The organism is Limnobacter parvus (assembly GCF_024623725.1).
In the GTDB taxonomy this organism is placed as follows: Bacteria; Pseudomonadota; Gammaproteobacteria; order Burkholderiales; family Burkholderiaceae_B; genus Limnobacter; species Limnobacter parvus.
In genome coordinates this window covers 355,569-379,293 of the sequence record NZ_JANKHG010000016.1, presented here as the reverse complement: position 1 = coordinate 379,293, position 23,725 = coordinate 355,569, and the positions used below count along the sequence as shown (strand labels likewise).

The 23,725-nt window shown below is 51.6% G+C and carries 21 protein-coding genes and 1 riboswitch; of the genes, 14 read left to right on the top strand and 7 right to left on the bottom strand.

The annotated features are described in order from the left end of the window. Positions 1-7: 7 nt before the first annotated feature. A complete protein-coding gene (locus tag NSP04_RS07085) occupies positions 8-850 on the bottom strand; it encodes a lysophospholipid acyltransferase family protein (protein ID WP_257511640.1) in 843 nt (280 codons plus the stop codon). A gap of 177 nt (positions 851-1,027) precedes the next feature. Between NSP04_RS07085 and metK the strand changes: the two genes are divergently transcribed. The 4 genes from metK to metF all read left to right on the top strand — a co-directional run bounded on the left by metK (position 1,028) and on the right by metF (position 5,480). After that, on the top strand, positions 1,028-2,194 hold the full coding sequence (gene metK, locus NSP04_RS07080) for a methionine adenosyltransferase (protein WP_257511639.1): 1,167 nt from the start codon (positions 1,028-1,030) through the stop codon (positions 2,192-2,194). 91 nt (positions 2,195-2,285) lie between these two features. Then, positions 2,286-2,367: riboswitch (S-adenosyl-L-homocysteine riboswitch) on the top strand. 31 nt (positions 2,368-2,398) lie between these two features. Beyond that, positions 2,399-3,826, top strand: a complete 1,428-nt coding sequence (gene ahcY / locus NSP04_RS07075) for an adenosylhomocysteinase (RefSeq protein WP_257511638.1) — start codon at positions 2,399-2,401, stop codon at positions 3,824-3,826. 16 nt (positions 3,827-3,842) lie between these two features. After that, entirely contained in the window at positions 3,843-4,622 is a 780-nt protein-coding gene (locus tag NSP04_RS07070) for a TlyA family RNA methyltransferase (protein WP_257511637.1), read from the top strand. 36 nt (positions 4,623-4,658) lie between these two features. Beyond that, positions 4,659-5,480, top strand: a complete 822-nt coding sequence (metF, locus tag NSP04_RS07065; protein ID WP_371825002.1) for a methylenetetrahydrofolate reductase [NAD(P)H] — start codon at positions 4,659-4,661, stop codon at positions 5,478-5,480. Here metF and NSP04_RS07060 read toward each other — a convergent pair. Then, positions 5,477-6,046, bottom strand: coding sequence for a 5-formyltetrahydrofolate cyclo-ligase (locus NSP04_RS07060; protein WP_257511636.1), 570 nt, complete (start codon positions 6,044-6,046; stop codon positions 5,477-5,479). The genes metF and NSP04_RS07060 overlap by 4 nt on opposite strands. Before the next feature lie 118 nt (positions 6,047-6,164). Here NSP04_RS07060 and NSP04_RS07055 point away from each other — a divergent pair, with 118 nt between their 5' ends. The 5 genes from NSP04_RS07055 to NSP04_RS07035 all read left to right on the top strand — a co-directional run bounded on the left by NSP04_RS07055 (position 6,165) and on the right by NSP04_RS07035 (position 12,552). After that, the gene (locus NSP04_RS07055) at positions 6,165-8,036 is read left to right on the top strand and encodes a lytic transglycosylase domain-containing protein (protein WP_257511635.1); all 1,872 of its coding nucleotides are present in this window, start codon (positions 6,165-6,167) and stop codon (positions 8,034-8,036) included. A 19-nt stretch (positions 8,037-8,055) separates the two neighbouring features. After that, positions 8,056-9,030 (top strand): complex I NDUFA9 subunit family protein, encoded by a 975-nt coding sequence (locus NSP04_RS07050; RefSeq protein WP_257511634.1) that lies wholly within the window; start codon positions 8,056-8,058, stop codon positions 9,028-9,030. A gap of 124 nt (positions 9,031-9,154) precedes the next feature. Beyond that, positions 9,155-10,336 (top strand): aspartate aminotransferase family protein, encoded by a 1,182-nt coding sequence (locus NSP04_RS07045; protein WP_371825001.1) that lies wholly within the window; start codon positions 9,155-9,157, stop codon positions 10,334-10,336. A 38-nt stretch (positions 10,337-10,374) separates the two neighbouring features. Continuing rightward, positions 10,375-11,286 (top strand): ornithine carbamoyltransferase, encoded by a 912-nt coding sequence (gene argF, locus NSP04_RS07040; RefSeq protein ID WP_257511633.1) that lies wholly within the window; start codon positions 10,375-10,377, stop codon positions 11,284-11,286. 36 nt (positions 11,287-11,322) lie between these two features. Then, entirely contained in the window at positions 11,323-12,552 is a 1,230-nt protein-coding gene (locus NSP04_RS07035; RefSeq protein WP_257511632.1) for an argininosuccinate synthase, read from the top strand. Positions 12,553-12,643: 91 nt separating this feature from the next. Here the strand turns inward: NSP04_RS07035 and murB are convergent, their stop codons facing one another. Beyond that, a complete protein-coding gene (gene murB, locus NSP04_RS07030) occupies positions 12,644-13,663 on the bottom strand; it encodes a UDP-N-acetylmuramate dehydrogenase (protein WP_257511631.1) in 1,020 nt (339 codons plus the stop codon). Positions 13,664-13,714: 51 nt separating this feature from the next. On the opposite strand from murB, the gene NSP04_RS07025 reads away from it, so the two are divergent. From NSP04_RS07025 to NSP04_RS07010, 4 genes are read left to right on the top strand one after another with little or no spacing between them, the layout of a single operon-like run. Beyond that, on the top strand, positions 13,715-14,200 hold the full coding sequence (locus tag NSP04_RS07025; protein ID WP_257511630.1) for a YajQ family cyclic di-GMP-binding protein: 486 nt from the start codon (positions 13,715-13,717) through the stop codon (positions 14,198-14,200). A gap of 27 nt (positions 14,201-14,227) precedes the next feature. Then, the gene (locus tag NSP04_RS07020) at positions 14,228-14,848 is read left to right on the top strand and encodes an urease accessory protein UreE (RefSeq protein ID WP_257511629.1); all 621 of its coding nucleotides are present in this window, start codon (positions 14,228-14,230) and stop codon (positions 14,846-14,848) included. Positions 14,849-14,881: 33 nt separating this feature from the next. Then, complete coding sequence (pepN, locus tag NSP04_RS07015; protein WP_257511628.1) at positions 14,882-17,596, top strand: aminopeptidase N; 2,715 nt, start codon at positions 14,882-14,884, stop codon at positions 17,594-17,596. A gap of 26 nt (positions 17,597-17,622) precedes the next feature. Next, positions 17,623-18,597 (top strand): class 1 fructose-bisphosphatase, encoded by a 975-nt coding sequence (locus NSP04_RS07010; protein ID WP_257511627.1) that lies wholly within the window; start codon positions 17,623-17,625, stop codon positions 18,595-18,597. A gap of 20 nt (positions 18,598-18,617) precedes the next feature. On the opposite strand, the gene NSP04_RS07005 is transcribed toward NSP04_RS07010, so the two are convergent. Beyond that, a complete protein-coding gene (locus tag NSP04_RS07005) occupies positions 18,618-20,210 on the bottom strand; it encodes a M48 family metallopeptidase (RefSeq protein ID WP_257511626.1) in 1,593 nt (530 codons plus the stop codon). 144 nt (positions 20,211-20,354) lie between these two features. On the opposite strand from NSP04_RS07005, the gene moaC reads away from it, so the two are divergent. Next, positions 20,355-20,828 (top strand): cyclic pyranopterin monophosphate synthase MoaC, encoded by a 474-nt coding sequence (moaC, locus tag NSP04_RS07000; RefSeq protein WP_257511625.1) that lies wholly within the window; start codon positions 20,355-20,357, stop codon positions 20,826-20,828. A gap of 21 nt (positions 20,829-20,849) precedes the next feature. Here the strand turns inward: moaC and NSP04_RS06995 are convergent, their stop codons facing one another. From NSP04_RS06995 to sucC, 3 genes are all read right to left on the bottom strand, one after another. Next, positions 20,850-21,383 (bottom strand): pilin, encoded by a 534-nt coding sequence (locus tag NSP04_RS06995; protein WP_306815276.1) that lies wholly within the window; start codon positions 21,381-21,383, stop codon positions 20,850-20,852. Positions 21,384-21,540: 157 nt separating this feature from the next. Beyond that, positions 21,541-22,428: a succinate--CoA ligase subunit alpha gene (sucD, locus tag NSP04_RS06985; RefSeq protein ID WP_257511624.1), complete on the bottom strand. Its 888-nt coding sequence runs from the start codon at positions 22,426-22,428 to the stop codon at positions 21,541-21,543. An 88-nt stretch (positions 22,429-22,516) separates the two neighbouring features. Further along, positions 22,517-23,683 carry an ADP-forming succinate--CoA ligase subunit beta gene (gene sucC / locus NSP04_RS06980; protein WP_257511623.1) on the bottom strand — a complete coding sequence of 389 codons (1,167 nt, stop codon included), beginning with the start codon at positions 23,681-23,683 and terminating at the stop codon, positions 22,517-22,519. Positions 23,684-23,725 lie beyond the last annotated feature (42 nt).

Here is a 23,725-nt window from a genome sequence, read left to right as displayed (position 1 = left end):
GTCCTTGTTATGCCCTGGGGGGCTTGTAACGTTCATAGCCCCAATAATACTGGTCTGGATACTTCAGGATCAGCTTTTCCATTTCAGCATTCACTTGTGTTGCGGCTTCAAGCGGGTCTGCACTAAGTGATTTGGGCCCAGGGAACAATTCAAGGCGAAACCCGCGCCCAATGGCCTTTCTGTACCCCACCGCCAATACGATTGCTGCACCAGTGGCCTGTTGCAGCCTTCCAGGTAAAGTCATTGTGTATGCAGGCTGCCCAAACATGGGTGCCCATATGCCCTCGCCTTGCCCCGGAACTTGGTCGGGAAGCATGCCCACTGCCTCACCCCGCCTTAGTGCTTTCAACAGAATTTTCACACCGCCCAAGTTGGTTGGGGCCAAAGCCACATTGTTTCTGGCACGGCTGGCCTCAATGATTTCCTGAAGTTCTCGCTTGCGGTTGGGGCGGTAAAGCACTGTAATTGGCGCGCGTGTTGAGAACACCTGTGCTGTGGACTCGAAGCTACCCATGTGGGGTGTCAGGAAGATAATGCCCTTGCCTTTTTCCTGAGCGCGTTCTACGACTTCCCAGTTCGCAATATCCGTGCAAGAAGCAGCGCCTTCCTGGGTCGATAAACCCCACAGATAAGGCAATTCTAGCAAAGCCATGCCTGCATGCTTTACAGAGCCTTGAACTGCTTGAAGACGCAGGGTTTCGTCGCTTGGAAAGGCAATTTTTGAATGAGTGTCAATTTTGCGACGATAGTTGGCCGAAACGCCATACACCGCCCAGCCCAGTATTGCACCCAGCGAATGCAGCACTGTCAGCGGGAAACCAGAGAACACTTTAAATAATATTTTCACCATGCGCCTGATTGTAACCAGTGCACGCTTTGCCTTTTCCCCCAAGTGTTGTATATTTCACCCGTTCGCTGAGTTAAATGACAACTTGCGGGGCGAACTAAAACAATTCTGCTAAAGCGTCGCCGGGCTTCAACTGAACATGGCGGCAACATCGTTTCCCTGTTTATTTGGAGTTTTTTTATGTCGAATGAATTCTTTTTCACTTCAGAATCTGTTTCTGAAGGTCACCCAGACAAAGTCGCGGATCAGATTTCTGACGCAGTTTTGGACGCAATTCTTGAGCAAGATCCCACCGCACGCGTTGCCGCCGAAACACTGACCAACACAGGCTTGGTAGTAATGGCAGGCGAAATTACCACCACTGCCCAGGTTGATTACATTGATGTGGCCCGCGACACGCTGAAAAAAATTGGGTACGACAATGGCGACTACGGCATTGATTACAAAAGTTGTGCCGTGATGGTGTGTTACGACCGCCAAAGCCCAGACATTGCCCAAGGCGTGGACAAAGCCCACGACAATAATTTGGATCAAGGGGCTGGCGACCAAGGCCTGATGTTTGGCTATGCGGTGAATGAAACCCGTGAACTGATGCCCTTGGCGATTAGCCTTTCACACCAACTGGTTCAACGCCAAAGCCTGTTGCGCAAGGACGGCCGCTTGCCCTGGCTGCGCCCCGACGCGAAATCGCAAGTGACCATTAAGTATATGGACGGCAAGCCTTACTGCATCGACACCGTGGTGCTTTCAACCCAGCACTCGCCAGAAATTGAACTGGCCACCCTGCGTGAAGCTGTAATTGAAGAAGTGATCAAGCCGGTTTTGCCGAAGGAATTGATTCACGGCAACATCAACTTTCTGGTCAACCCGACAGGCCGATTTGTAATTGGCGGCCCACAGGGCGATTGTGGCTTGACCGGCCGCAAAATTATTGTGGACACCTATGGCGGCGCAGCACCCCATGGTGGCGGCGCATTTTCAGGCAAAGACCCATCCAAGGTTGACCGTTCCGCAGCCTATGCGGGCCGTTATGTGGCGAAAAATATCGTGGCTTCTGGCCTGGCCGAGCGTTGTCTGGTGCAGGTTAGCTATGCAATTGGCGTGGCGCGCCCCACCTCAATCATGGTGAACACTTTTGGCACCGGCAAAATTGAGGACAGCGCGATAACCGAGTTGGTGAATGCCCACTTCGACCTTCGCCCAAAAGGCATTGTTCAAATGCTGGACTTGCTGCGCCCAATTTACGCAAAAACCGCGGCATATGGCCACTTTGGTCGCGAAGAACCTGAATTCAGCTGGGAACGCACCGACAAGGCTGAGGCATTGAGGGCAGCAGCAGGGATTTAAAGACCGCAGCTTGCCACCGCGGGCAGCAAAAGCAGGAAGACTCGGCGGAAATCCGCTTGGTCTTCTGGCTGGAAGCCTGTTACAATTTAGTCCGTTCAAGGAGCGTTGCGACACACCCATGCATTTTGGGGTGCTAGGCTTGAACAAGAAATAAACAACGGCGCTCACGCTTCTTTCTTTATGAACTTTAAAAAGGAGGGCGTGATGAACGCCATTGCAAAACCAATTACCGCCAACGGCGAAAACGATTTTTTCGTAGCCGACTTGTCCCAGGCCGATTATGGCCGCAAAGAAATCGCGATTGCAGAAACCGAAATGCCCGGCCTGATGGCCATCCGCAAGGAATTCGCTGCGTCTCAGCCTTTGAAAGGCGCCCGTATTACCGGTTCACTACACATGACGATTCAAACAGCCGTGCTGATTGAAACTCTGACTGCATTGGGTGCTGAAGTACGTTGGGCTTCTTGCAACATTTACTCGACACAAGACCACGCAGCCGCCGCAATTGCAGCAGCAGGCGTTCCTGTGTTTGCGTTCAAAGGCGAGTCATTGACTGACTACTGGAATTTCACCCACCGCATTTTCGAATGGGCTGATGGTGGCTATTCCAACATGATTCTGGATGATGGCGGCGATGCCACCATGCTGCTGCACCTGGGCACCAAAGCTGAAAAAGACATCAGCGTGCTGAACAACCCAGGCAGTGAGGAAGAAATCTGCTTGTTTGAATCCATCAAGAAAACCTTGAAGACCGACCCCACCTGGTATTCAACTCGCCTGAAAGAAATCAAAGGCGTGACTGAGGAAACAACGACTGGCGTGCATCGCTTGTACGAAATGCACAAGAAAGGCGAATTGGCCTTTCCAGCGATCAACGTGAATGATTCCGTGACCAAATCGAAGTTCGACAACCTGTACGGTTGCCGCGAATCGCTGGTAGATGGTATTAAGCGAGCAACCGACGTAATGATTGCCGGTAAAGTGGCAGTTGTTGCAGGTTACGGTGATGTGGGCAAGGGTTCTGCGCAAGCTTTGCGTGCATTGTCAGCTCAAGTTTGGGTAACAGAGATTGACCCAATTTGCGCACTTCAAGCTGCAATGGAAGGCTACCGCGTTGTGACCATGGATTACGCCGCCGACAAAGCAGACATTTTCGTGACCGCCACCGGTAACAAAGACATCATTACCCATGACCACATGGTGAAGATGAAGGACCAGGCGATTGTTTGCAACATTGGTCACTTTGACAATGAAATCGACATTGCCAGTGTGAAGAAGTACCAGTGGGAAAACATCAAGCCTCAGGTTGATCACATTATTTTCCCGGATGGCAAGCGCATCATCATGTTGGCCGAAGGCCGCTTGGTGAACTTGGGTTGCGGTACCGGCCACCCTTCTTTTGTAATGTCTTCAAGCTTTGCCAACCAGACAATTGCACAGATCGAACTTTGGTTGCACACCGAGAACTATCCAGTGGGCGTGTACGTATTGCCCAAACACCTGGACGAGAAAGTAGCCCGCTTGCACTTGATGAAAATTGGTGCCCAGTTGACCGAATTGAGCAAGGAACAAGCTGGCTACATTGGCGTGAAGCAAGACGGCCCTTACAAGCCAGACCACTACCGCTACTAAGCAGAAAGGCCAAGCCTTGCGCGCAGACCTTGCCTTGGTTGAAAAAGGCCTGTGCCCTTCCAGGGCGCAGGCTCAAATATTGATTGAGCAAGGCAAAGTTTTAATGCGCAATGGCCTGAATAAACCACCTGCTGTAATTAAAAAAGCATCGCAGCAAATCGAGCCCTTCATGGAGCTTGAATTGATTCACTGCGATGCCCCCAATTTCGTTTCCCGAGGTGGGTTGAAGTTGCACCACGCCTTGGAACACACCCAGATTAAAATTGAAAACAAGAGGTGTATTGACCTTGGACAATCTACAGGTGGATTCACCGACTGCTTGCTACAACGCGGTGCGCATAGTGTTGTGGGCTTAGATGTCGGCAAAGACCAGTTGCACCCCAGCCTGAAACAACACCCTGCGGTGCTGGCAATTGAAGGCGTGAATTTGTACAAAGTTGATGCGCGTGAACTTGCGCAAGAAATTGTGACGTTGCGAGCCGATTTCACGCCATTTGATTTTGCAGTGGCTGATTTGTCGTTCATCTCGCTTCGCAAAGTGTTACCCAATGTGGCTGCACTTTTGCCGACAGAATGTGAATGCCTTTTCTTGGTAAAACCGCAGTTTGAATTGGGCCCTGAACACATTGGCAAAAACGGCTTGGTGAAAAATCTAGAGGGCTTGATTGCTCAGCTTGAGACTGAAATTCAGGCATGTTGCACACAATTGGATATGCAAACCAAAGAGTTCTTTCCGTGCGATTTAAAGGGCGGAGATGGAAACCAGGAATATTTTGTGCACGCGGTGAAAAATTAGATTGCGCAAAACCATAACAACGTGAAATGACACACCATGATGAACATCAGCTTTGAATTTTTTCCGGCCAAAACCGAAGAAGGCGCGCAAAAGCTGCGCGCCACGCGCGCCTTGCTTTCGGAACGCAAACCCGAGTTTTTCTCGGTCACTTTTGGCGCGGGTGGCACCACGCAAGACGGCACCCTTTCAACAGTGCTTGAAATCAAGGCTGCGGGTGAAGAGGCTGCACCGCATTTGTCTTGTGTGGGTTCATCGAAAGACAAAGTACTGGCCTTGCTAAAGCAATACAAAGAGCACGGCATCAAGCGAATTGTTGCGCTTCGCGGTGACTTGCCTTCAGGCATGCTTGAAACAGGTTCTTTCCGCTACGCCAGTGAATTGGTGGAATTCATTCGCAAGGAAACAGGCGACCATTTTTTCATTGAAGTGGCGGCTTACCCTGAAACACATCCGCAGGCCAAAAGCCCAGCAGCTGACGTTGACGCCTTCGTTCACAAGGTGAATTGCGGCGCGAATTCTGCGATTACGCAGTACTTTTTCAATGCCGATGCGTTTTTGTATTTCCGGGATCAGGTTCAACCCAGAATTTCCATTCCGCTGATACCCGGCATCATGCCTGTAACCAACTTCAGCCAATTGGCCCGTTTTTCAGATGCCTGTGGCGCTGAAATTCCACGCTGGATGCGCAACCGCTTGCAGCATTTCGGTGACGACCGGGAGTCAATCCGCTCGTTCGGCCTTGAAGTGGTGTCGAACCTGTGTGAACAGCTCATTAAAGAAGGCGCTTCTGGACTGCATTTCTACACCATGAACAACGCCCAACCCACCTTGGCAATTCTTGACCAGATTGGGTACTAAGTTCGGTTTTCTTTGCAATGAATTACTGAGTTTTCGGTCACGACAAAATCAAGCAGTTGGTCGTGAGGTTCTGCAAACGGGTGTTTCGATTCAGTTCCAGAGTAGGCAATGCCAACTGCAACGGGCTTATTGACTAAATTTTGCAAGGTTCTGTCGTACCAGCCAGCACCGTAACCCAGGCGAGCGCCTTGCCTGTGAAAAGCCACACAAGGAATCAGCAGCACTTGGGGCTGCACCCATGTTTTGATTTGGGGAACCAGAATGTTGTATTGCCCAACCTCAAGCAAATCGCCAGTGTGAAAACCAGCGAACTGCAGCAAAGGACCTGTTGGCGAGTCGCAACAGACGGGAAGGGCCCATTCAAAGCCCTCCAACACCAAATTACCAGTTATTTCAAGTATGTCGGGCTCCCCACGTACAGGATGGTACAAGCCCACGGTGCAGGGCCTGAATGTTTGGAGTAGAGTTAGTAAGCCAGCATGAATTTGCGGTTGAAAGGCTGCAACTTCATGGTCACTCAGTTGGGTGCGATAGGCCAAGGCTTTTTGCCGCAACGCTTTTTTCATGACAGGACCAATGACAATTTTTCGCACTTTTTCACGCTACGCTTTCCTTCCTGTTTTCTTGTTGAGCGTCGCCGCTTTGCAACCATCTCATGCAAACAGTGATTCCGAAGCTGAACTGATGAAACAAATTAAATCAGCTTACTCGGATGGAGCTTACGACAAGTTTAGTCGACTGGCGGCACAGCTGCCCCAGAAAAGTGTGTTCAGACCTTACGTTGACATTTGGCAATTCCGCTTTTTTCAAAAAGGGATTGAGAAACAGTTCCCTGATCAAGAAATTGTCTGGAGAAAAGCCGATATTTTGCCAGTGCTGAATAAATTTGAGAACAGCTGGCCTGCGGAAACTTTGCGACGAGATTGGCTGGAACAATTGGCGCGCACAGCCCAATGGGACGAGTTTGCGGCGCAACGAGAGCTATTGCGCTACCGGCCGGATCAAGGCGTCGAGTGTGCGGATTTGATGTACGCCGCAAACCAAGGGCAGCTGATCCGGTACAAGCTAAATGCAATTGTCAGCTTTGACAAACGCTTGCCCAAAACCTGCCGTACTTTGTTGAAAAATTTGTACAAAGTCGGTGGCGTTGAAGCAAAGGACCTGGACCGCCACGTGTTGCAACTTATTGGCAACAATCAACTGACCAATGCCATTAAATTTGTGGATGAATTCGACGACACGGCTTGGGGAAAGGCTGTTAACAGCAGCACACTGCGTGACGCCACGTCCAATCCAGATAGGTACCTGAAGTCGGCATCTGCAAATTCGGGCACCGACCTCTATTTAACCGGTGCATTGGCCCGGCGAGCCGTGGAAGACTTCAGTTGGGTTGCACGCCAAATCGAACAAACTCATGCGGGCAAGTTGTCTGCAAGCTCCGAGCAATGGCTTTGGGCACATGTTGGGTACCGAGCCGGTTTGGTGTGGAATCGGGATGCCTTGAGTTATTTCAAACGCAGCAACCCGGAAGTCATGAGCCAGGAACAACAGGAATGGAAAGTTCGCTCGGCGCTGTTACTTGAAGACTGGAACGCTGTGCTGCAAGCCACCAATGAAATGAACCCAGTCCTGAGAGAAGACCGGGCATGGTCCTATTGGCGTGGTCGAGCTTTGGCGGAGGCTGGCAAAGTTGTAGAAGCACGCCAAGAATGGATCAAGGCAAGTAGTCCGTTTTCTTTCTATGGAAAACTGGCCTATGAAGAATTGGGCGATACGGTCATGGCACCCAAACGGCCTGAATTGCTCACTGCCACAGAGATTGATTGGGCCAAAAAACACCCTGGCCTGAATCGGGCACTGGCCTTGTACAACGCTGGCCTGCGAACGGAAGGATTCTGGGAGTTCAATTTGCAGGTTGCCCAAATGACAGATCGCCAACTACTGGCAGCAGCAACATGGGCAGAACGCAATCAGCTATACGATCGAGCCATCGCAGCCGCCGACCGCACAGAAACGGAACATGATTTGGGCTTGCGCTACCTTACTCCGTTTCGATCAAATATGCAGGCAAAAACCCAAGAAATTGGTGTGGATGAATCGTGGGTATACGGGCTGATTCGTCAGGAATCAAGGTTTGTGACCATTGCGCGCTCTGGCGTGGGCGCCAGCGGTCTCATGCAGGTGATGCCAGCAACAGCCAAGTATGTGGCGAAAAAGATTGGCATGTCCAATTTCAAACCTTCTGACATTACGGAGATTGAAACCAACCTTACCTTGGGCACAAGTTACCTTAAAATGGTGTTCGAACAACACGATCAGTCCCCCGTGCTGGCGTCGGCTGGCTACAATGCGGGCCCAAGCCGCCCTGCCCTTTGGAAACGCCGCTTGGGTGACCGAAAAATTGAAGGTGCGATATTTGCAGAGTTGATTCCTTTCGACGAAACACGGGGATACGTGAAAAACGTAATGTCCAACACAGTGGCTTATTCTCTTCTGTTGAACAATGCCTCGACCCCATTGAAACAAAGACTCGGTATCATCTACGGATCCAAGTAATAAGGCACAAGCTGTTTTTATGAGTAAATCAAGAAATGTATTGGTAATTGGTGGCTCGGGCTTTCTGGGCCAGGCTGTGTGTAATCAACTGGCCAAGTCAGGTTACCGAATCACAGTGCCCACACGCCGGTATGACAAAGCAAAGCACCTTCTAACCCTGCCCACATGCCAAATTATTGAGGCCAATATTCATGATCGCGCCACACTGGGCCGTTTGGTCGCTGGCCAACACATGGTGGTCAATTTGTTGGGCGTGCTGCACAGCAAACCTGGTAAACCTTACGGACAAAGCTTTCGCGTCAATCATGTTGAATTTCCAAAGGCACTGTGTGCGGCGATGGTCAAGCATGCCGTGAAACGCATTGTGCACGTCAGCGCATTAGGAGTCGGTGTTCAAAACCCGGCACCATCGATGTATTTGCGATCGAAAACCGACGGAGAAGCTGTTGTTAAAGACAGCGGCCTGGGCTGGACCATTCTTCGCCCCTCAGTGGTATTTGGTCGTGAAGACAATTTCCTGAATACTTTTGCCTCTTTGGCGAAAATTGCGCCTTTCATTCCCTTGGCAGGTGCAAATGCCCGTTTTCAGCCCGTTTCCGTGAGCGATGTCGCCAAAGCAATCATGGCTTGCATTGAAGATCAGGGCAAAGAAACCCTGCACAACACCTACGACCTGGTGGGAACAGAAATTTTTACCTTGAAAGAACTGGTGCAGCTGTCAGCCCGTGCAGTGGGCAAAAACCCGTTGGTATTCGGCATTCCTGATGGGTTGGCCAAGGCACAGGCCTTCCTGATGGAGCTGGCGCCAGGCGAACCGTTGATGAGCCGCGACAATGTGGATTCTATGAAAATTGACAACATTCGCTCCTCCGGCAGGCCGTTCCCTTTGCCCACCTACGAATGTTTGTCGGTTGTTGCGCATGAATACCTTCGTGCAAAACATTTGCCTTCAGATCTTGATGAATTTAGAACCCGTGCACACCGCCAAGACTAGCCCTTAAGCCTTGATTCGGCGTACAATTTCCTCTTGAACAACGCAGCCGCGCGTCGACCGATTGGCTGCGTTTGCTTTTAGAAACGTGCGTTTTGCCTGAACATTGTTGAAAGAGAGCCATACCGTGACAGACCATTTGATGAAAACCTACGCGCGCCAGCCCATTGCCTTTACCCATGGTGACGGCGCATGGATGTGGTCAACAGACGGCAAAAAATACCTGGATGGCCTTTCGGGTATTGCTGTGAACGGCCTGGGCCACAACCACCCTAAACTGGTGAAAGCCATTGCTGAACAAGCAGGAAAGCTGATTCACACATCAAACCTGTATGGGGTGATTGAGCAATCTAGGCTGGCCGATCGGCTTTGCGAAATTTCAGGCATGGACGAAGCTTTTTTTTGCAACTCGGGGGCGGAAGCCAATGAAGCGGCCATCAAGCTGGCCAAGCACTACGGCTACAAGAAAGGCATTGAAAACGCAAAAATTATTGTGATGGAACGTGCATGGCACGGTCGCACCCTAGCCACGCTGGCGGCCACAGACAGCCCCAAGGCCAAAGTGGGCTTTGGCGAATTGCCAGGTGGCTTTGTTCGTGTCCCTTACAAAAACTTTGCCGCAATTGAACAGGCCGCTGATGACAATCCGGAAATTCAAGCCGTACTGCTTGAGGTACTGCAGGGCGAAGGCGGCATTAATGTCGCTGACACCGAATACTTGCAGGCACTACGCAAATTGTGCACCGCCAAAGGCTGGCTGCTGATGATCGATGAAGTACAAAGCGGGATTGGTAGAACAGGCAAATGGTTTGGCTATCAACATGCCGACATTGTTCCTGACGTAATAACCTTGGCTAAAGGTTTGGGTTCTGGCGTACCGATTGGCGCTTGCCTGGCTTCAGGCCCGGCTGCGGGCGTGTTTTCGCCGGGCTCGCATGGCACTACTTTCGGTGGCGGCCCCTTGGTGTCGGTTGCCGCACTGGCCACCATCCAGATTATGGAAGAAGAAGGCTTGCTGGCGCATTCAGAACAAATGGGCCAACTGATTCGCGCCGTGTTGTCGCGTGAATTGGCAGGCATTGCGGGTGTGAAAGACATTCGCGGCCGTGGCCTGATGGTGGGTATCGAATTGTGGAAGCCATGCGCCGAACTGGTCGCCATTGCACGCGACAAAGGCTTGATCATTAACGTAACCCGAGACAATGTGGTGCGCCTGTTACCACCACTGGTTATTAAAAAAGAGGAAGCAGAAACGCTAGCCATGGAATTGGCCCCTTTGATTAAAGCGTTTCTTGAACAATCTGCATAAAAAAGGAACCGGCCTGCGAGGCAAGCCGGTATAGAAAAATGCCCATCAAACATTTTTTGCAGTTCAATGACATATCGAAAGACGAGTTTGATTACCTGATGAAGTCGTCGCGCGATGTAAAAGCGCGCTTCAAGCGGTACGAGCCCTATTACCCGCTGCAAGACCGAACTTTGGTAATGATTTTCGAGAAGGCATCGACGCGCACACGCCTAAGCTTTGAGGCCGGCATGCACCAGCTCGGTGGATCTGCCATTTACCTGAACACCAAAGATTCGCAGTTGGGTCGAGGCGAGCCGGTGGAAGACGCTGCTCAGGTCATGTCGCGCATGTGCGATATCGTCATGATCCGCACCTACGAGCAGGAAATCATCGAGCGCTTTGCCGCGAACAGCCGCGTGCCTGTGATCAACGGCCTGACCAATGAATACCACCCCTGCCAGATTCTGGCGGACATTTTCACCTTCATCGAACACCGTGGAAGCATTCAGGGAAAAACAGTGGCGTGGGTGGGCGACGGCAACAACATGTGCGCCACTTGGCTGCAAGCTGCCGAGCTTCTGGATTTCAAGGTGAATATTTCCACACCCAGCGACTACAACATTGACCCGGCCAAAACCAATATCAAGGGCACACACCACGAGTGGTTTGAAGACCCGATGGATGCCTGCAAAGGTGCTGATTTGGTGACCACCGATGTGTGGACCAGCATGGGCTTCGAGGATGAGAACAAAGCCCGCCGCCGTGCATTTGCCGACTTCCAGGTCGACACGGAAATGATGGACGTGGCCAATCCAGAAGCGTTGTTCATGCACTGCCTGCCAGCCCACCGTGGCGAGGAAGTGGCGGCTGAAGTCATCGACGGGCCGAAAAGCGTTGTGTGGGAAGAGGCGGAGAACCGCTTGCACACCCAGAAAGCCCTGATGGAATTCCTTTTGTTGGGCCGCAAATAAGCGGACCTGTAACAACCCTTTTTTGAATCGAGAACCATGAGCGACATCAACAAAGTAGTACTTGCCTATTCGGGCGGTTTGGACACCTCTGTTATTTTGAAATGGCTGCAAGACACCTACGGGTGCGAAATCGTCACTTTCACGGCCGACCTGGGTCAGGGCGAGGAACTGGAGCCAGCGCGCCAGAAAGCACTGAAATTCGGCATCAAGCCCGAGAACATTTACATCGACGATGTGCGTGAAGAGTTTGTACGCGACTTCGTGTTCCCGATGTTTCGTGCAAACACGGTGTACGAGGGTGAATACTTGCTGGGCACTTCAATTGCCCGCCCGCTGATCGCCAAGCGCTTGATCGACATTGCACGTGAAACTGGCGCAGACGCAATTTCCCACGGCGCCACCGGCAAGGGCAACGACCAGGTTCGTTTTGAACTGGGTGCTTATGCGCTGATGCCTGGCGTGAAAATTATCGCGCCTTGGCGTGAATGGGACTTGCTGAGCCGCGAGAAACTTTTGAAATACGCAGAAGATGCCGGCATTGAAATCGACATGAAGCACAAGAAAGGCGGAGCACCCTATTCCATGGATGCCAACCTGTTGCACATCAGCTTTGAAGGCCGCCATTTGGAAAATCCGAGTGCAGAAGCTGAAGAAGCCATGTGGCGCTGGACAGTGAGCCCCGAAGCTGCACCCGATGAAGCCGAGTACCTGGACATTGAATTCGAGAAAGGCGACATTGTTGGTTTGAATGGCAAAAAAATGAGCCCTGCCACAGTACTGGCCGAATTGAACCGACTGGGCGGCAAGCACGGTATTGGCCGCCTTGATTTGGTTGAGAATCGCTACGTGGGCATGAAAAGCCGTGGCTGCTATGAAACACCGGGTGGCACGATTATGTTGAAAGCGCACCGCGCCATTGAGTCGATTACGCTGGACCGCGAAGTGGCCCATTTGAAAGACGACTTGATGCCCCGTTACGCCAGCATGATTTACAACGGCTACTGGTGGGCACCCGAGCGCGTGGCCCTGCAAACACTGATCGACCACACACAAAGCACGGTGAATGGCTGGGTACGAGTGAAGTTGTACAAAGGCAATGTGATTGTAGTTGCCCGCGATTCAAAAACTGATTCACTATTTGATGAAAAAATAGCCACTTTTGATGAAGACGGCGGTGCATACGATCAAGCCGATGCGGGTGGGTTCATCAAGCTGAATGCACTGCGCTTGCGGATTGCTGCCAATGCCAAGGTGAAACGCGGCTAAGCAGGGTTGAATGTGATTCACTGCATTGAAGCCTAAGCGAAGCCAATTACGAAAACCGCTGCCTTTGGGTGGCGGTTTTTCTTTGTGGATATCAAACTAGATTCGGCTCGGGATCCAGCAACACGCCAAATTTGTCTTGAACCTGCATTTGAATGTGCCGAATAAGCTGTAACAACTCAGCGCCCTGCCCTTGCCCCAAATTCACCAAAATCAGGGCCTGCCTGTCGTAAACAGCCACCCCACCCAGCACATGGCCCTTCAAACCACATTGGTCGATTAACCAACCTGCTGCAAGCTTGACCAATCCCAAGCCTGCTGGATAGTGCACAAGGTTTGGAAACTTATTGATCAACGCTTTGGCCTGCTGCTCAGTAACAACAGGATTTTTAAAGAAACTTCCGCTGTTGCCCAGCACAGTTGGGTCTGGCAGCTTTTCAGTGCGAATGGCGCACACCGCCTTCATGATATTCAGCGGATTTATGCTGCCCAGCAATTCCACCCGCTGAGCCACATCGCCATAACCCAACACTGGCTGCCACTGAACGGGCAGCGCAAAATCGACCGCGGTAATGATATATCGGCCATTGGCAGAGCTTTTGAACTGGCTGTCTCGGTACCCGAACTCGCATTCATCCACTGCGAATACACGGTCTGATTCAGTGGTGAGGTCAAACGCATGCACAGCAGAAATTCGATCTTTCAATTCAACGCCATAAGCACCAATGTTCTGAACTGGGCTTGCGCCCACGCAACCGGGAATCAGGGCAAGGTTTTCAAGTCCGCCCCAACCCATGGCTACTGTCCATTCAACAGTGTGGTGCCAATTCTCGCCGGCCTGCACCCTGAGGTGTTGGTGTGAGCCATCGCAGCCCAAATACTCGCGCCCTTTCATGGCCACTTTCCAGACCGTGGCATCAACCTTACTGCCAACAAACACGGTGTTGCTGCCCTCACCCAGCAGCAAATGCACCCCGCCAGCCTGGCGCAACTGGGCAAATTGATGCAGATCAGCTCTGTTTCTAATCAAACATAGTCCGCGTGCAAACGCTGGCAAACCAAAGGTGTGCAAGGGTTGCAAATCAAGGCTGTGGCTGGCGGCAAGGGCTGACATAGGGGGTGGTCAAACGTTTACAATGGGGCATTATGCTTGAAGGAATAAACTATGCCGTCTTTTGATGTGGTCTGCAAACCCGACTTGATTGAATTGCGCAACGCGGTTGACCAGGTGAAAAAGGAAATTGGAACACGCTTTGATTTTAAAGGTTCTGATTCCAAGGTTGAGTTGAATGAAAACACCATCATGGTGTACGCCGACGATGACTTCAAACTGGAGCAAGTCGCCGAGATTATCCGCAACAAATGCGCCAAGCGCAATGTGGATGTTCGCTTTCTGACTTTTGACAAAAAAGAGAAAGTGTCTGGCGACAAAATCAAACAAACCGTGACTGTTAAAAACGGTTTGGACAAAGATTTGGCCAAACAGGTTGTGAAAGAGATCAAAGACAGCAAAATGAAAGTGCAGGCCAGCATTCAAGGCGACACAGTGCGTATTCAGGGTGCCAAACGGGACGATCTGCAAAACGCAATTGCTTTGCTGAAACAGAAAGTGACAGAAACACCATTGGGTTTCGAAAACTTCCGCGACTAACTACGAAAACCGACCGAAGGAAACGCCATGAGCGCAGACCATTCACACGACCACGATCACGACCATGAACATCAACACGAGCATGGCCCGGATTGCGGCCACAATCACGATGTGGTGTACAACAAAGTGGTAAAGGCGAACCACAAGGTTGCTTCCGTGCTGCTTCGCAATGCGAAAACCCTTGAACTGACATTTGATGAACGCCAGGAAGTGCCGCACGATGCGAAAGCAAGCGATGGCAGCACATTGATTTGCCATGTGCACGACACTGTGGAAGTGGGCGACAAGCTGGTTTCAAACACCAATGAGTGGGCGATTGTGGCGGCAGCCCAGGAAGAGCTGTTTGAAATTGAACGCGGCCAAAAAGGATTCGAAGAATTTCTGCATGTGGCGGGGTTGAATTTTTGGCCTGTTCAGTTGAATGAGAATGGCGCGCGCGTGGTGGCCAGCCATGAATGCATGCACATGCTGGAACATTTCGAATTGAAGTTCAGCACCTTGACCGCACCGATGCTGGAAATTGTAGTGCCCGAGATTAAACACCACGACTGTTGTGACCATGATCACGGTCATGGCCATTCACACGAGCACAAACACGAGCACAAACACGAGCACAAACACGGCCCGGACTGTGGTCACGAGCACTAATCAGCAACACAGCAGCAACAAGGATTTCCCGGCATGAGAGACGCACAAGCACCCATCACCTTTTTTCGCAAAGACTACAAAGCGCCGAACCACCGAATCAGCCGCACCGATTTAACGTTCACGCTGAACCCTTCGCGCACCAAGGTGGCAAGCCGCTTGCAGTTCCAAAGCTGGAGCGAATCCAACCCGGACAACCTGCCCTTGGAACTGGATGGGGAAGACCTGGAATTGGAGCAGGTGCTGCTGAACGGCGAAAAGCTGGATGCGACGCACTACACGCAAACCGCCACAGGCCTGACCATTCACAAGCCAGGCCGCGAGGGTGTACTTGAAATTACGGTGTACATTCAACCCGACCAGAACACACGGCTGGAAGGCTTGTATGTATCGAATGGCAACTTCTTCACCCAGTGTGAAGCACAAGGTTTTCGACGCATTACCTACTTTCCGGATCGGCCTGATGTACTAAGCCAGTTCATGGTGACCCTGATTGCCCATGAGGCCACGCACCCGGTCAGCTTGTCCAACGGCAACCTGGTGGAAGAAAAGAAATTGGGCGAAGGCTTGCACATGACACGCTGGGAAGATCCCTTCCTTAAACCAGCCTATTTGTTCGCTTTGGTGGCAGGCCAGTTTGTGTGCCAGGAAGAAACCGTTCAAAAAGGCAATGGCCAGCCGGCGTTGCTGCAAGTGTGGGTTGAACCCGGTAATCTGGATAAAACCGACTTTGCCATGCAAAGCCTGAAAAAATCGATTGACTGGGACCGCACGCGATTTAACCTGGACCTGGATTTGGATCGCTTCATGATTGTGGCCACCGCCGACTTCAATATGGGCGCGATGGAAAACAAGGGCTTGAACATCTTCAACACCAAATTTGTGTTCGCCAACCCCGAACTGGCCACAGACGTGGATTTTGAGAATGTGGAAAGCGTGGTGGGCCACGAGTACTTTCACAACTGGACTGGCAACCGGGTAACCTGCCGCGACTGGTTTCAGCTTTCGCTGAAAGAAGGTTTAACCGTGTTTCGCGATCAGGAATTTTCAGCCGACATGATGGCTGAAGGCCTTGATGTGGCCCAAGCCGATTCTGCCCGCGCGGTAAAGCGAATCGAAGATGTGAAGGTGTTGCGCGCGGCCCAGTTTCCCGAAGACGCTGGGCCCATGGCTCATCCAATTCGCCCCGACAGCTATCAGGAAATCAACAATTTCTACACTGTGACAGTGTATGAAAAAGGCGCCGAAGTGATTCGCATGCAGCACACCCTGCTGGGCGAAACACTGTTCCAACGCGGCATGCAAATTTACTTTGATCGCCACGATGGGCAAGCAGTAACTTGTGAAGATTTCGTGGGCGCCATGGAAACAGCGCTGCAGGAAGAACACCCCGAACTCGATTTGAAACAGTTTAGGCATTGGTATTCGCAGGCTGGCACGCCCGAGGTACTGGCCAGCTGGAAACAAGCCAACGGCGAGCTTGAATTGACCTTGAAGCAAAATTGCCGCCCCACGCCTGGGCAAGCCAGCAAGCCCGCTTTTCACATTCCAGTGAAGTTGGGCTTCGTGGACGTGGCAACTGGGCGAGACATGCCACTCGCCTTGAAGGGCGATTCCAGTGCCCTGCACGGCGATGTGCTCGACTTTACGCAGGCCAGCCAAAGCTTTGTGTTCACTGGTTTGGACAAACCTGTGGTGCCTTCATTGCTGCGTGGGTTTTCTGCGCCAGTGGTGCTGCAATCAGCCCACAACACGGATGATTTGATATTCCTAGCTGGGCACGACAATGACCCATTTAATCGATGGGATGCCTGCCAAAAAATATATGGCAAAGCCATTCTGGATATTTACTTGCAACGTGGGCAAACCGACGGTGCCAACACCCAGGCCGCTGTGCAAATTGTGGGCAACCTGCTGAAGGACACTCAATTGTCGGACGGCTTTCTGGCCTTGGCCTTGCAACTTCCCGGTGAAGGCACCCTGCTCGAATCATTTGATGGCTTGGTTGACCCTGTGGCCATGCACTTTGCCCGCACTACCCTGCGCGACTTGCTGGCCTGCACCTATGCGGCTGATTTCAAAGGCATCTATGAAGCCCGCCACACGCCGGGCCAGCCCTATGAATACAATGCGGTGGCTGCCAGCCAACGTGCGCTTAAAAACGTGGCTTTGGCCTATCTGGTGGCAGCGGGTGGAGATGACGAACTAAACGTGGCCAAAGCCCAATATGCAGCGGCAAACAACATGACTGATCGCATGGCCGCGCTGAGCAACTTGGTGCACAACGGCCCGGCGAACCCGCCAGAACTGGCCGAGTTTTTCGAACGGTTCAGCAAGGAAGCCCTGGCAGTGGACAAGTGGTTTATGCTGCAAGCCACTGTGCCCGCCAGCAATGAAAGCGTGGACACCTTGGGCATGGTCAGTGAACTGTTAAAGCACCCGTCCTTCACGCTAAAGAACCCGAATCGCGCACGTTCGCTGCTGGCCGCTTTTGCCATGCAAAACCCCAGTGTGTTCCACAGCCATTCAGGTGAAGGTTATGCGCTGTGGGCTGATTTGGTGATTGAACTGAATACGATCAACCCCCAAGTTGCCGCCCGCATGGCCCGTGGGCTGGATCGCTGGACCAAATTGGTGCCTGCCCTGCAGGAAAGCGCGCGCAAACAGCTTGAGCGCATTTTCAACACAGAGAAACTTTCGCCTGATGTGCGCGAGGTGATCGGCAAGGCGCTGGACGCAGTCACCCACTGAATTTAAATTGAGAACCGAGGACAAGAATGACGATTAATTTGGCGCAGTACCTTGAACACAACACGGACGCGCACATGGCAGTGCTGGTTTCCGCCATTGCTGAAGTTTCACAGGCCATTTCCGCAGCCGTGCACAAGGGCGCACTGGGCGGCGTATTGGGCAGCGCTGGTTCAGAAAATGTACAGGGCGAAACCCAGAAAAAACTGGACATTATTGCCAACGACATGATTCTGGAAGCCCTAGCAGCAACAGGTGTGGTGGCCGGTATGGCCTCGGAAGAACTGGATGATTGTTCCCCGGTGCCAGGTCATTCTGATCGCCCGTTTTTGGTGCTGTTTGACCCATTAGACGGTTCCAGCAACATTGATGTAAACGTATCAATCGGCACGATTTTCTCGATTCTGCCGAACCCCGATGTGGGCGAAATTACGAATGAAAGCTTCCTGCAGCCCGGTACTGAACAATTGGCGGCGGGTTATGTGGTGTACGGCCCGCAAACTTCGCTGGTGCTGACTTTTGGCAAAGGCGTAGTTGCTTTTACGCTAGACCGTGAAGCAGGCGAATACATTCAAACCAGTGAAAGCATGGAGATTCCAGACGACACCAAGGAATTTGCCATAAATATGTCGAACCAACGCCACTGGTATGAACCTGTGCAGCGTTATATCTCGGAATTACTGGAAGGAAAGACTGGCGCGCGCGGCAAAGATTTCAACATGCGCTGGATTGCCTCCATGGTGGCCGATGTGCACCGTGTGTTGACTCGTGGCGGAATTTTCATGTATCCCAAAGACCTGCGCGACCCCAACAAACCGGGCAAACTGCGCTTGATGTACGAGGCCAACCCGATGAGCATGCTAGTGGAGCAAGCAGGCGGCAAAAGCTTTGATGCCACCCAACGCATTCTGGACATTCAGCCCACTGACCTGCACCAGCGCTGTGCGGTGATGCTGGGTTCAGCCAATGAAGTGCAACGGGTAAGCGGATACCACACGAGCTGACTAGCAGCTAAATCGAAAGGCTAATTGCCAAACCTCGCGAATTCACGCTCAGCATCGGCCTTGCGTTTGTATTCGCGTTGTTTGGCATCGATTTCAGCCAATAAATAGTAATTGTCGCTGGCAAATCGCTTGGCGATCTCCGCCTGTTCAATGGCGGGTAGATACGCCTGGCGGGCATTAAATGATTGGGCCAAGGCCATGTGGTGTTCCGCAGGCTTTCGCAAGGCAAGGGCGCTCTGCGCCAACAAGTCGAATACCTCGGGCACGGAACGGTAGGCTTGGGCCAACTCATTTAAATACGAATCTGACTCAGCGAACAAGCCCAAACGTTGCAGCCCTTCAGCGTACAACAAACGCACCGACATCTCGCTTTTGAAATCATTACGCAGTTCGTTTAACTGTTCCAGCAAAGCTTTCTCTTGCGAATTCAATGCGGCTCGTTCTCGGGGCGGGCGCTGGTCAATGGGTGCAGAGACCAATGGTAAACTCGCGTCCAAGGTCATTCGCATGCGTTGGCTTTGAAGCAGCATGGGCACCTCGGTGGTTTTTACCACCGACTGAGCCGACCTAAAGCGCGCAATCGCCTGCTCGCTGACTTTCAGGGCTTCTTCTTTGCGCCCCATGGCGTTTAACACCAATGACTTACCATACGCCAAAGCCACTGGGTCTTTGATGCCTTCCTGTTCATTGGGCGACTCGAAAGTGCGAAGTCGATCCGCCAACTGCTGATTGCTGCGTTCAGCGAACACAATCGACTTCACTCGGACCAATTCGAATTCGAGATCTGCCTGTTTCTGGCTGGGTGTTCGCCTGTTCTCAAGCCCAGCCCGGTTTCGAATGTCAGCAATACGCTCTGTGGTCAGAGGGTGAGTACGCAGATAGGACGGCGCATTATTCTCGTAAAGGCGCGAGGCAGTCTGCAAACGCCCGAAGAAATCCACCATGCCTTGAGTGTCAAAACCGGCTTGTTGCAAGGTCAAAAAGCCAACCCGGTCGGCTTCTCGTTCCGCATCGCGAGAAAAAGAAAGCTGTTGATCGATTGAATAACCTGCACCCGCTGCCATCAAACCAGAGGCTGCCTGGGGATTGGAGCCGGCAACCAACAATGCGGCAATCATTGCAGCCGTTGCCACTAGGCTGCTCTGTTTTTGCTGACCGAAGCGGCGTGCGATGTGGCGTTGTGTCACGTGCCCTACCTCGTGAGCCAAAACAGACGCTAATTCAGACTCGGTTTGCGATGCGGCAATAAGCCCCGTGTGAATACCAATGTAGCCACCGGGCATGGCAAACGCATTCACCGATTTGTCGGTGACCAAAAAAAACTCAAAGTTGGAAGGCGATTCGGAAGCTGCCTGAACAATTTTGTTGCCCAAGCGACTGATATAAGAGGTTATTTCAGGATCGGAATTGACCGCACCAAAGGCGCGGTAGTCTTTCATGATCAAAGCGCCCAAGCGTCTTTCATCTTGAACCGACAACTCAGCACCACCGGCATCGCCCAAACTCGGCAAATTGTTCAAACCATCGGCATGAACTGCAGGCGAAAGTGTTGAAGACAGCATCAAGGTACTGCACAGCAAACTCGCAACACTTTTACGAAACTGAAAACGCATGCTTTGTTTTTTCTAGTGGTAGTGTGGGTATGATAGCGCGATGAAAAACAAGTTCAATCAACTTCTCGCGCAGCCTTCCATTTGTTACGCAAATTTGGCTGCGCCCCATGAGATTGAACACCGCAGCAGCAGGGGATCAAAGCTATGAACGGATTGACGCATTTCGATCAGGAAGGCAATGCACACATGGTTGATGTGGGCAGCAAGAAAGAAACTGAACGCAAAGCTGTGGCCATTGGCACTATTCGCTTGGGTCAAGCCGCTTACGATGTGCTTAAAGCGGGCACGAGCAAAAAAGGTGATGTGCTGGGCGTGGCCAGAATTGCAGCCATTCAAGGGGCCAAACGCACTTCAGATCTGATTCCCTTGTGCCACCCATTGCCGTTGACGCGCTTGGCAGTGGAGTTTGAATTGGATGATGTAAAGTGCGAGGTGCACTGCGTGTGTACCGCGCAAACCGTGGGGAAAACCGGCGTGGAAATGGAAGCCCTGACCGGTGTTCAGGTCGGGCTTCTTACCATTTACGACATGCTGAAAGCGATTGACAAAGGCATGGTGATGAGTGAGACCAAGCTGATGGAAAAACGCGGTGGTAAAAGCGATTTCACTGCAGCGTGAAACACTTAACCCCTAAAAGGCTTAGCTGGTTGCAACTGAATTTCTGCAAATTGCGGGAACGAATTCCCGAACGTTCGCCGCAGCCGCTGCACCAGCGGTAGTGGTCAGCGAGCACCTCCAGTTTTCGATTCGCTCACCGTTGGCAACTATTCCATTATTAGGATCGAGGGGTTGTATTACGATAACGTGGTTACGAACGTCGCTCGGTAAGGGAGCAGCATTCACGAGTAGAACTCTGATTGCAGGGGCTGCTGCAGCGCCTGTACCGGATGTAATTGTCACGTTAGCAACGTTGTCTGTAGTGATTGTTGGGCAGTTCGCCTCGTCGTTATTGGCAGGCAACACACCGCTGGTCGCGTAATATTCGAGATAACCGGTTTTGCAACTTTGTGCATAATTAATGGCTTCAGAAACTCGGGCCCGCGCCAGGTAATTTGAAAAAGCCGGCACAGCAATGGCGGCCAGCACACCCACAATCGCAATTGCAATCATTAGCTCAATCAAGGTGAAACCCTTGCTCCCCTTCTGCCATTTATCCATCATCAAAGTATTCATCGTCGCATCCTCACGTCGAAAGTGGTGTTGAATCCACATTCTTCGGTGTTCTAGGCAAGCGAAGTACCCCCACTGGGGTTAAAAAGAAAAACCCCACCATTCTGAGTGAATGATGGGGTTTTCAGAAATTTGGGCACAAGGCCCAAACTACATTGGATTAGGCACCAATGGCTTTCTTCAACAGCTGACCCATCACTGAAGGGTCTTTGGTCACGGTAATACCGCACTCTTCCATAATGGCCAGTTTTTCCTGAGCGGTACCTTTACCACCAGAAATAATTGCACCAGCGTGGCCCATGCGTTTTCCGGGAGGGGCAGTAACGCCTGCGATAAAGCCGACAACAGGCTTCTTCATGTTGTCTTTGACCCACAACGCGGCTTCTTCTTCATCGCTACCGCCAATTTCACCGATCATTACCACGGCATCCGTATCGGGGTCGTCGTTGAACATGCGCATTACATCAATGTGCTTTAAGCCATTCACTGGGTCACCACCAATGCCCACAGCAGTGGATTGTCCAAGGCCCAATTCAGTTAGTTGACCCACGGCTTCGTAAGTCAGAGTACCTGAACGTGACACCACGCCAATGCGACCTTTTTTGTGAATATGGCCTGGCATGATACCAATCTTGATTTCATCAGGCGTAATTACGCCAGGGCAATTGGGGCCCACAACGATTGTTTTACGACCTTCACGGCGCATGCGATCACGCACCTCGATCATGTCGCGTACTGGAATTCCTTCAGTAATACAAATCACCAAATCCAGATCGGCTTCTACTGCTTCCCAGATCGCGGCCGCGGCGAAGGGGGGCGGCACGTAGATTACTGATGCATTGGCGCCAGTTTGCTTTTTGGCATCGGCTACAGTGCCGTAAATTGGCACACCTTCGAAATCCTCACCCGCTTTCTTGGGGTTTACACCCGCTACAAAGCAATTCTTGCCATTGGCATATTCACGACACATGCGTGTGTGGAACTGACCAGTTTTACCAGTAATACCCTGGGTAATTACCTTGGTGTCTTTGTTGATCAAAATAGACATTGTCAAAATCCTTTTTAGTGGCCTCCCCGTTTTCTAACGGGGCTGCTTTCAATCGTGTTGGATGGCAATCAAACTCTCGAAATGCGCTTTAAGCGCCTTTCGTGGCGGCCACCACTTTTTGCGCAGCTTCACCCATGGTGTTTGCAGCAATAATTGGCAAACCTGATTCAGCCAGTATTTTCTTGCCCAAATCTTCGTTGGTGCCTTTCATGCGAACGACCAAAGGCACGGACAAACCAACAGCCTTCGAAGCCGCCACCACGCCATCCGCGATTACGTCGCAGCGCATGATGCCACCGAAAATATTCACCAGAATGGCTTTCAAATTCGGGTTCTTCAACATGATTTTGAAGGCTTCAGTGACTTTCTCAGTGGTTGCACCACCGCCAACGTCCAGGAAGTTGGCAGGCTCACCACCAAACAATTTAATAGTGTCCATGGTCGCCATGGCCAAACCAGCGCCGTTAACCAGACAGCCGATGTTGCCGTCCAGGCTAATGTAGCTAAGATCGAATTTACTGGCTTCAATTTCAGCCGGATCTTCTTCGGCCAAATCGCGCAGGGCCACAATTTCAGGGTGGCGGTGCATGGCGTTGGAATCGAAGTTCAGCTTTGCATCAAGCGCAATAATGTCGCCAGAACCAGTCAGAATAAGGGGGTTAATTTCGGCAAGGCTGGCATCAGTTTCCCAGAACGCCTTGTACAAGCCCTGAAAAGCCACACGTGCCTTGGCCACAGACGCAGAAGGAATGCCAATTTTGACAGCCAGGTCGTCAGCTTCAGCGTCGCTAAGACCTGCCACGGGATCTACATACACTTTGTGAATCAGTTCAGGTGAATGCTCTGCCACTTCTTCAATTTCCATGCCGCCTTCGCTGGATGCCATTACGCAAACACGCTGGGTAACACGATCAACCACCATGCCTAGATAGTATTCTTTCTTGATGTCCGCACCCTCTTCTACCAGCAAACGGCTTACTTTCTGGCCTTCTGGGCTGGTTTGATGGGTAATCAGCTGCATGCCAAGAATTTGGCTGGCGTAGGTTTTAACATCATCCATGCTTTTGGCAACTTTCACGCCGCCGCCTTTGCCGCGACCGCCTGCATGAATTTGCGCCTTTACTACCCAAACCGGACCACCCAGCTTTTCAGCCGCAGCCATTGCGTCGTCGATTGAGAAACATGGGTAGCCTGTAGGAACAGCCACACCATATTTCTTCAAAATTTCCTTGCCTTGATACTCGTGAATCTTCATTTGAATTCCTTGCTGGGAAAGTTAATGCAAGTCCGCTAGACG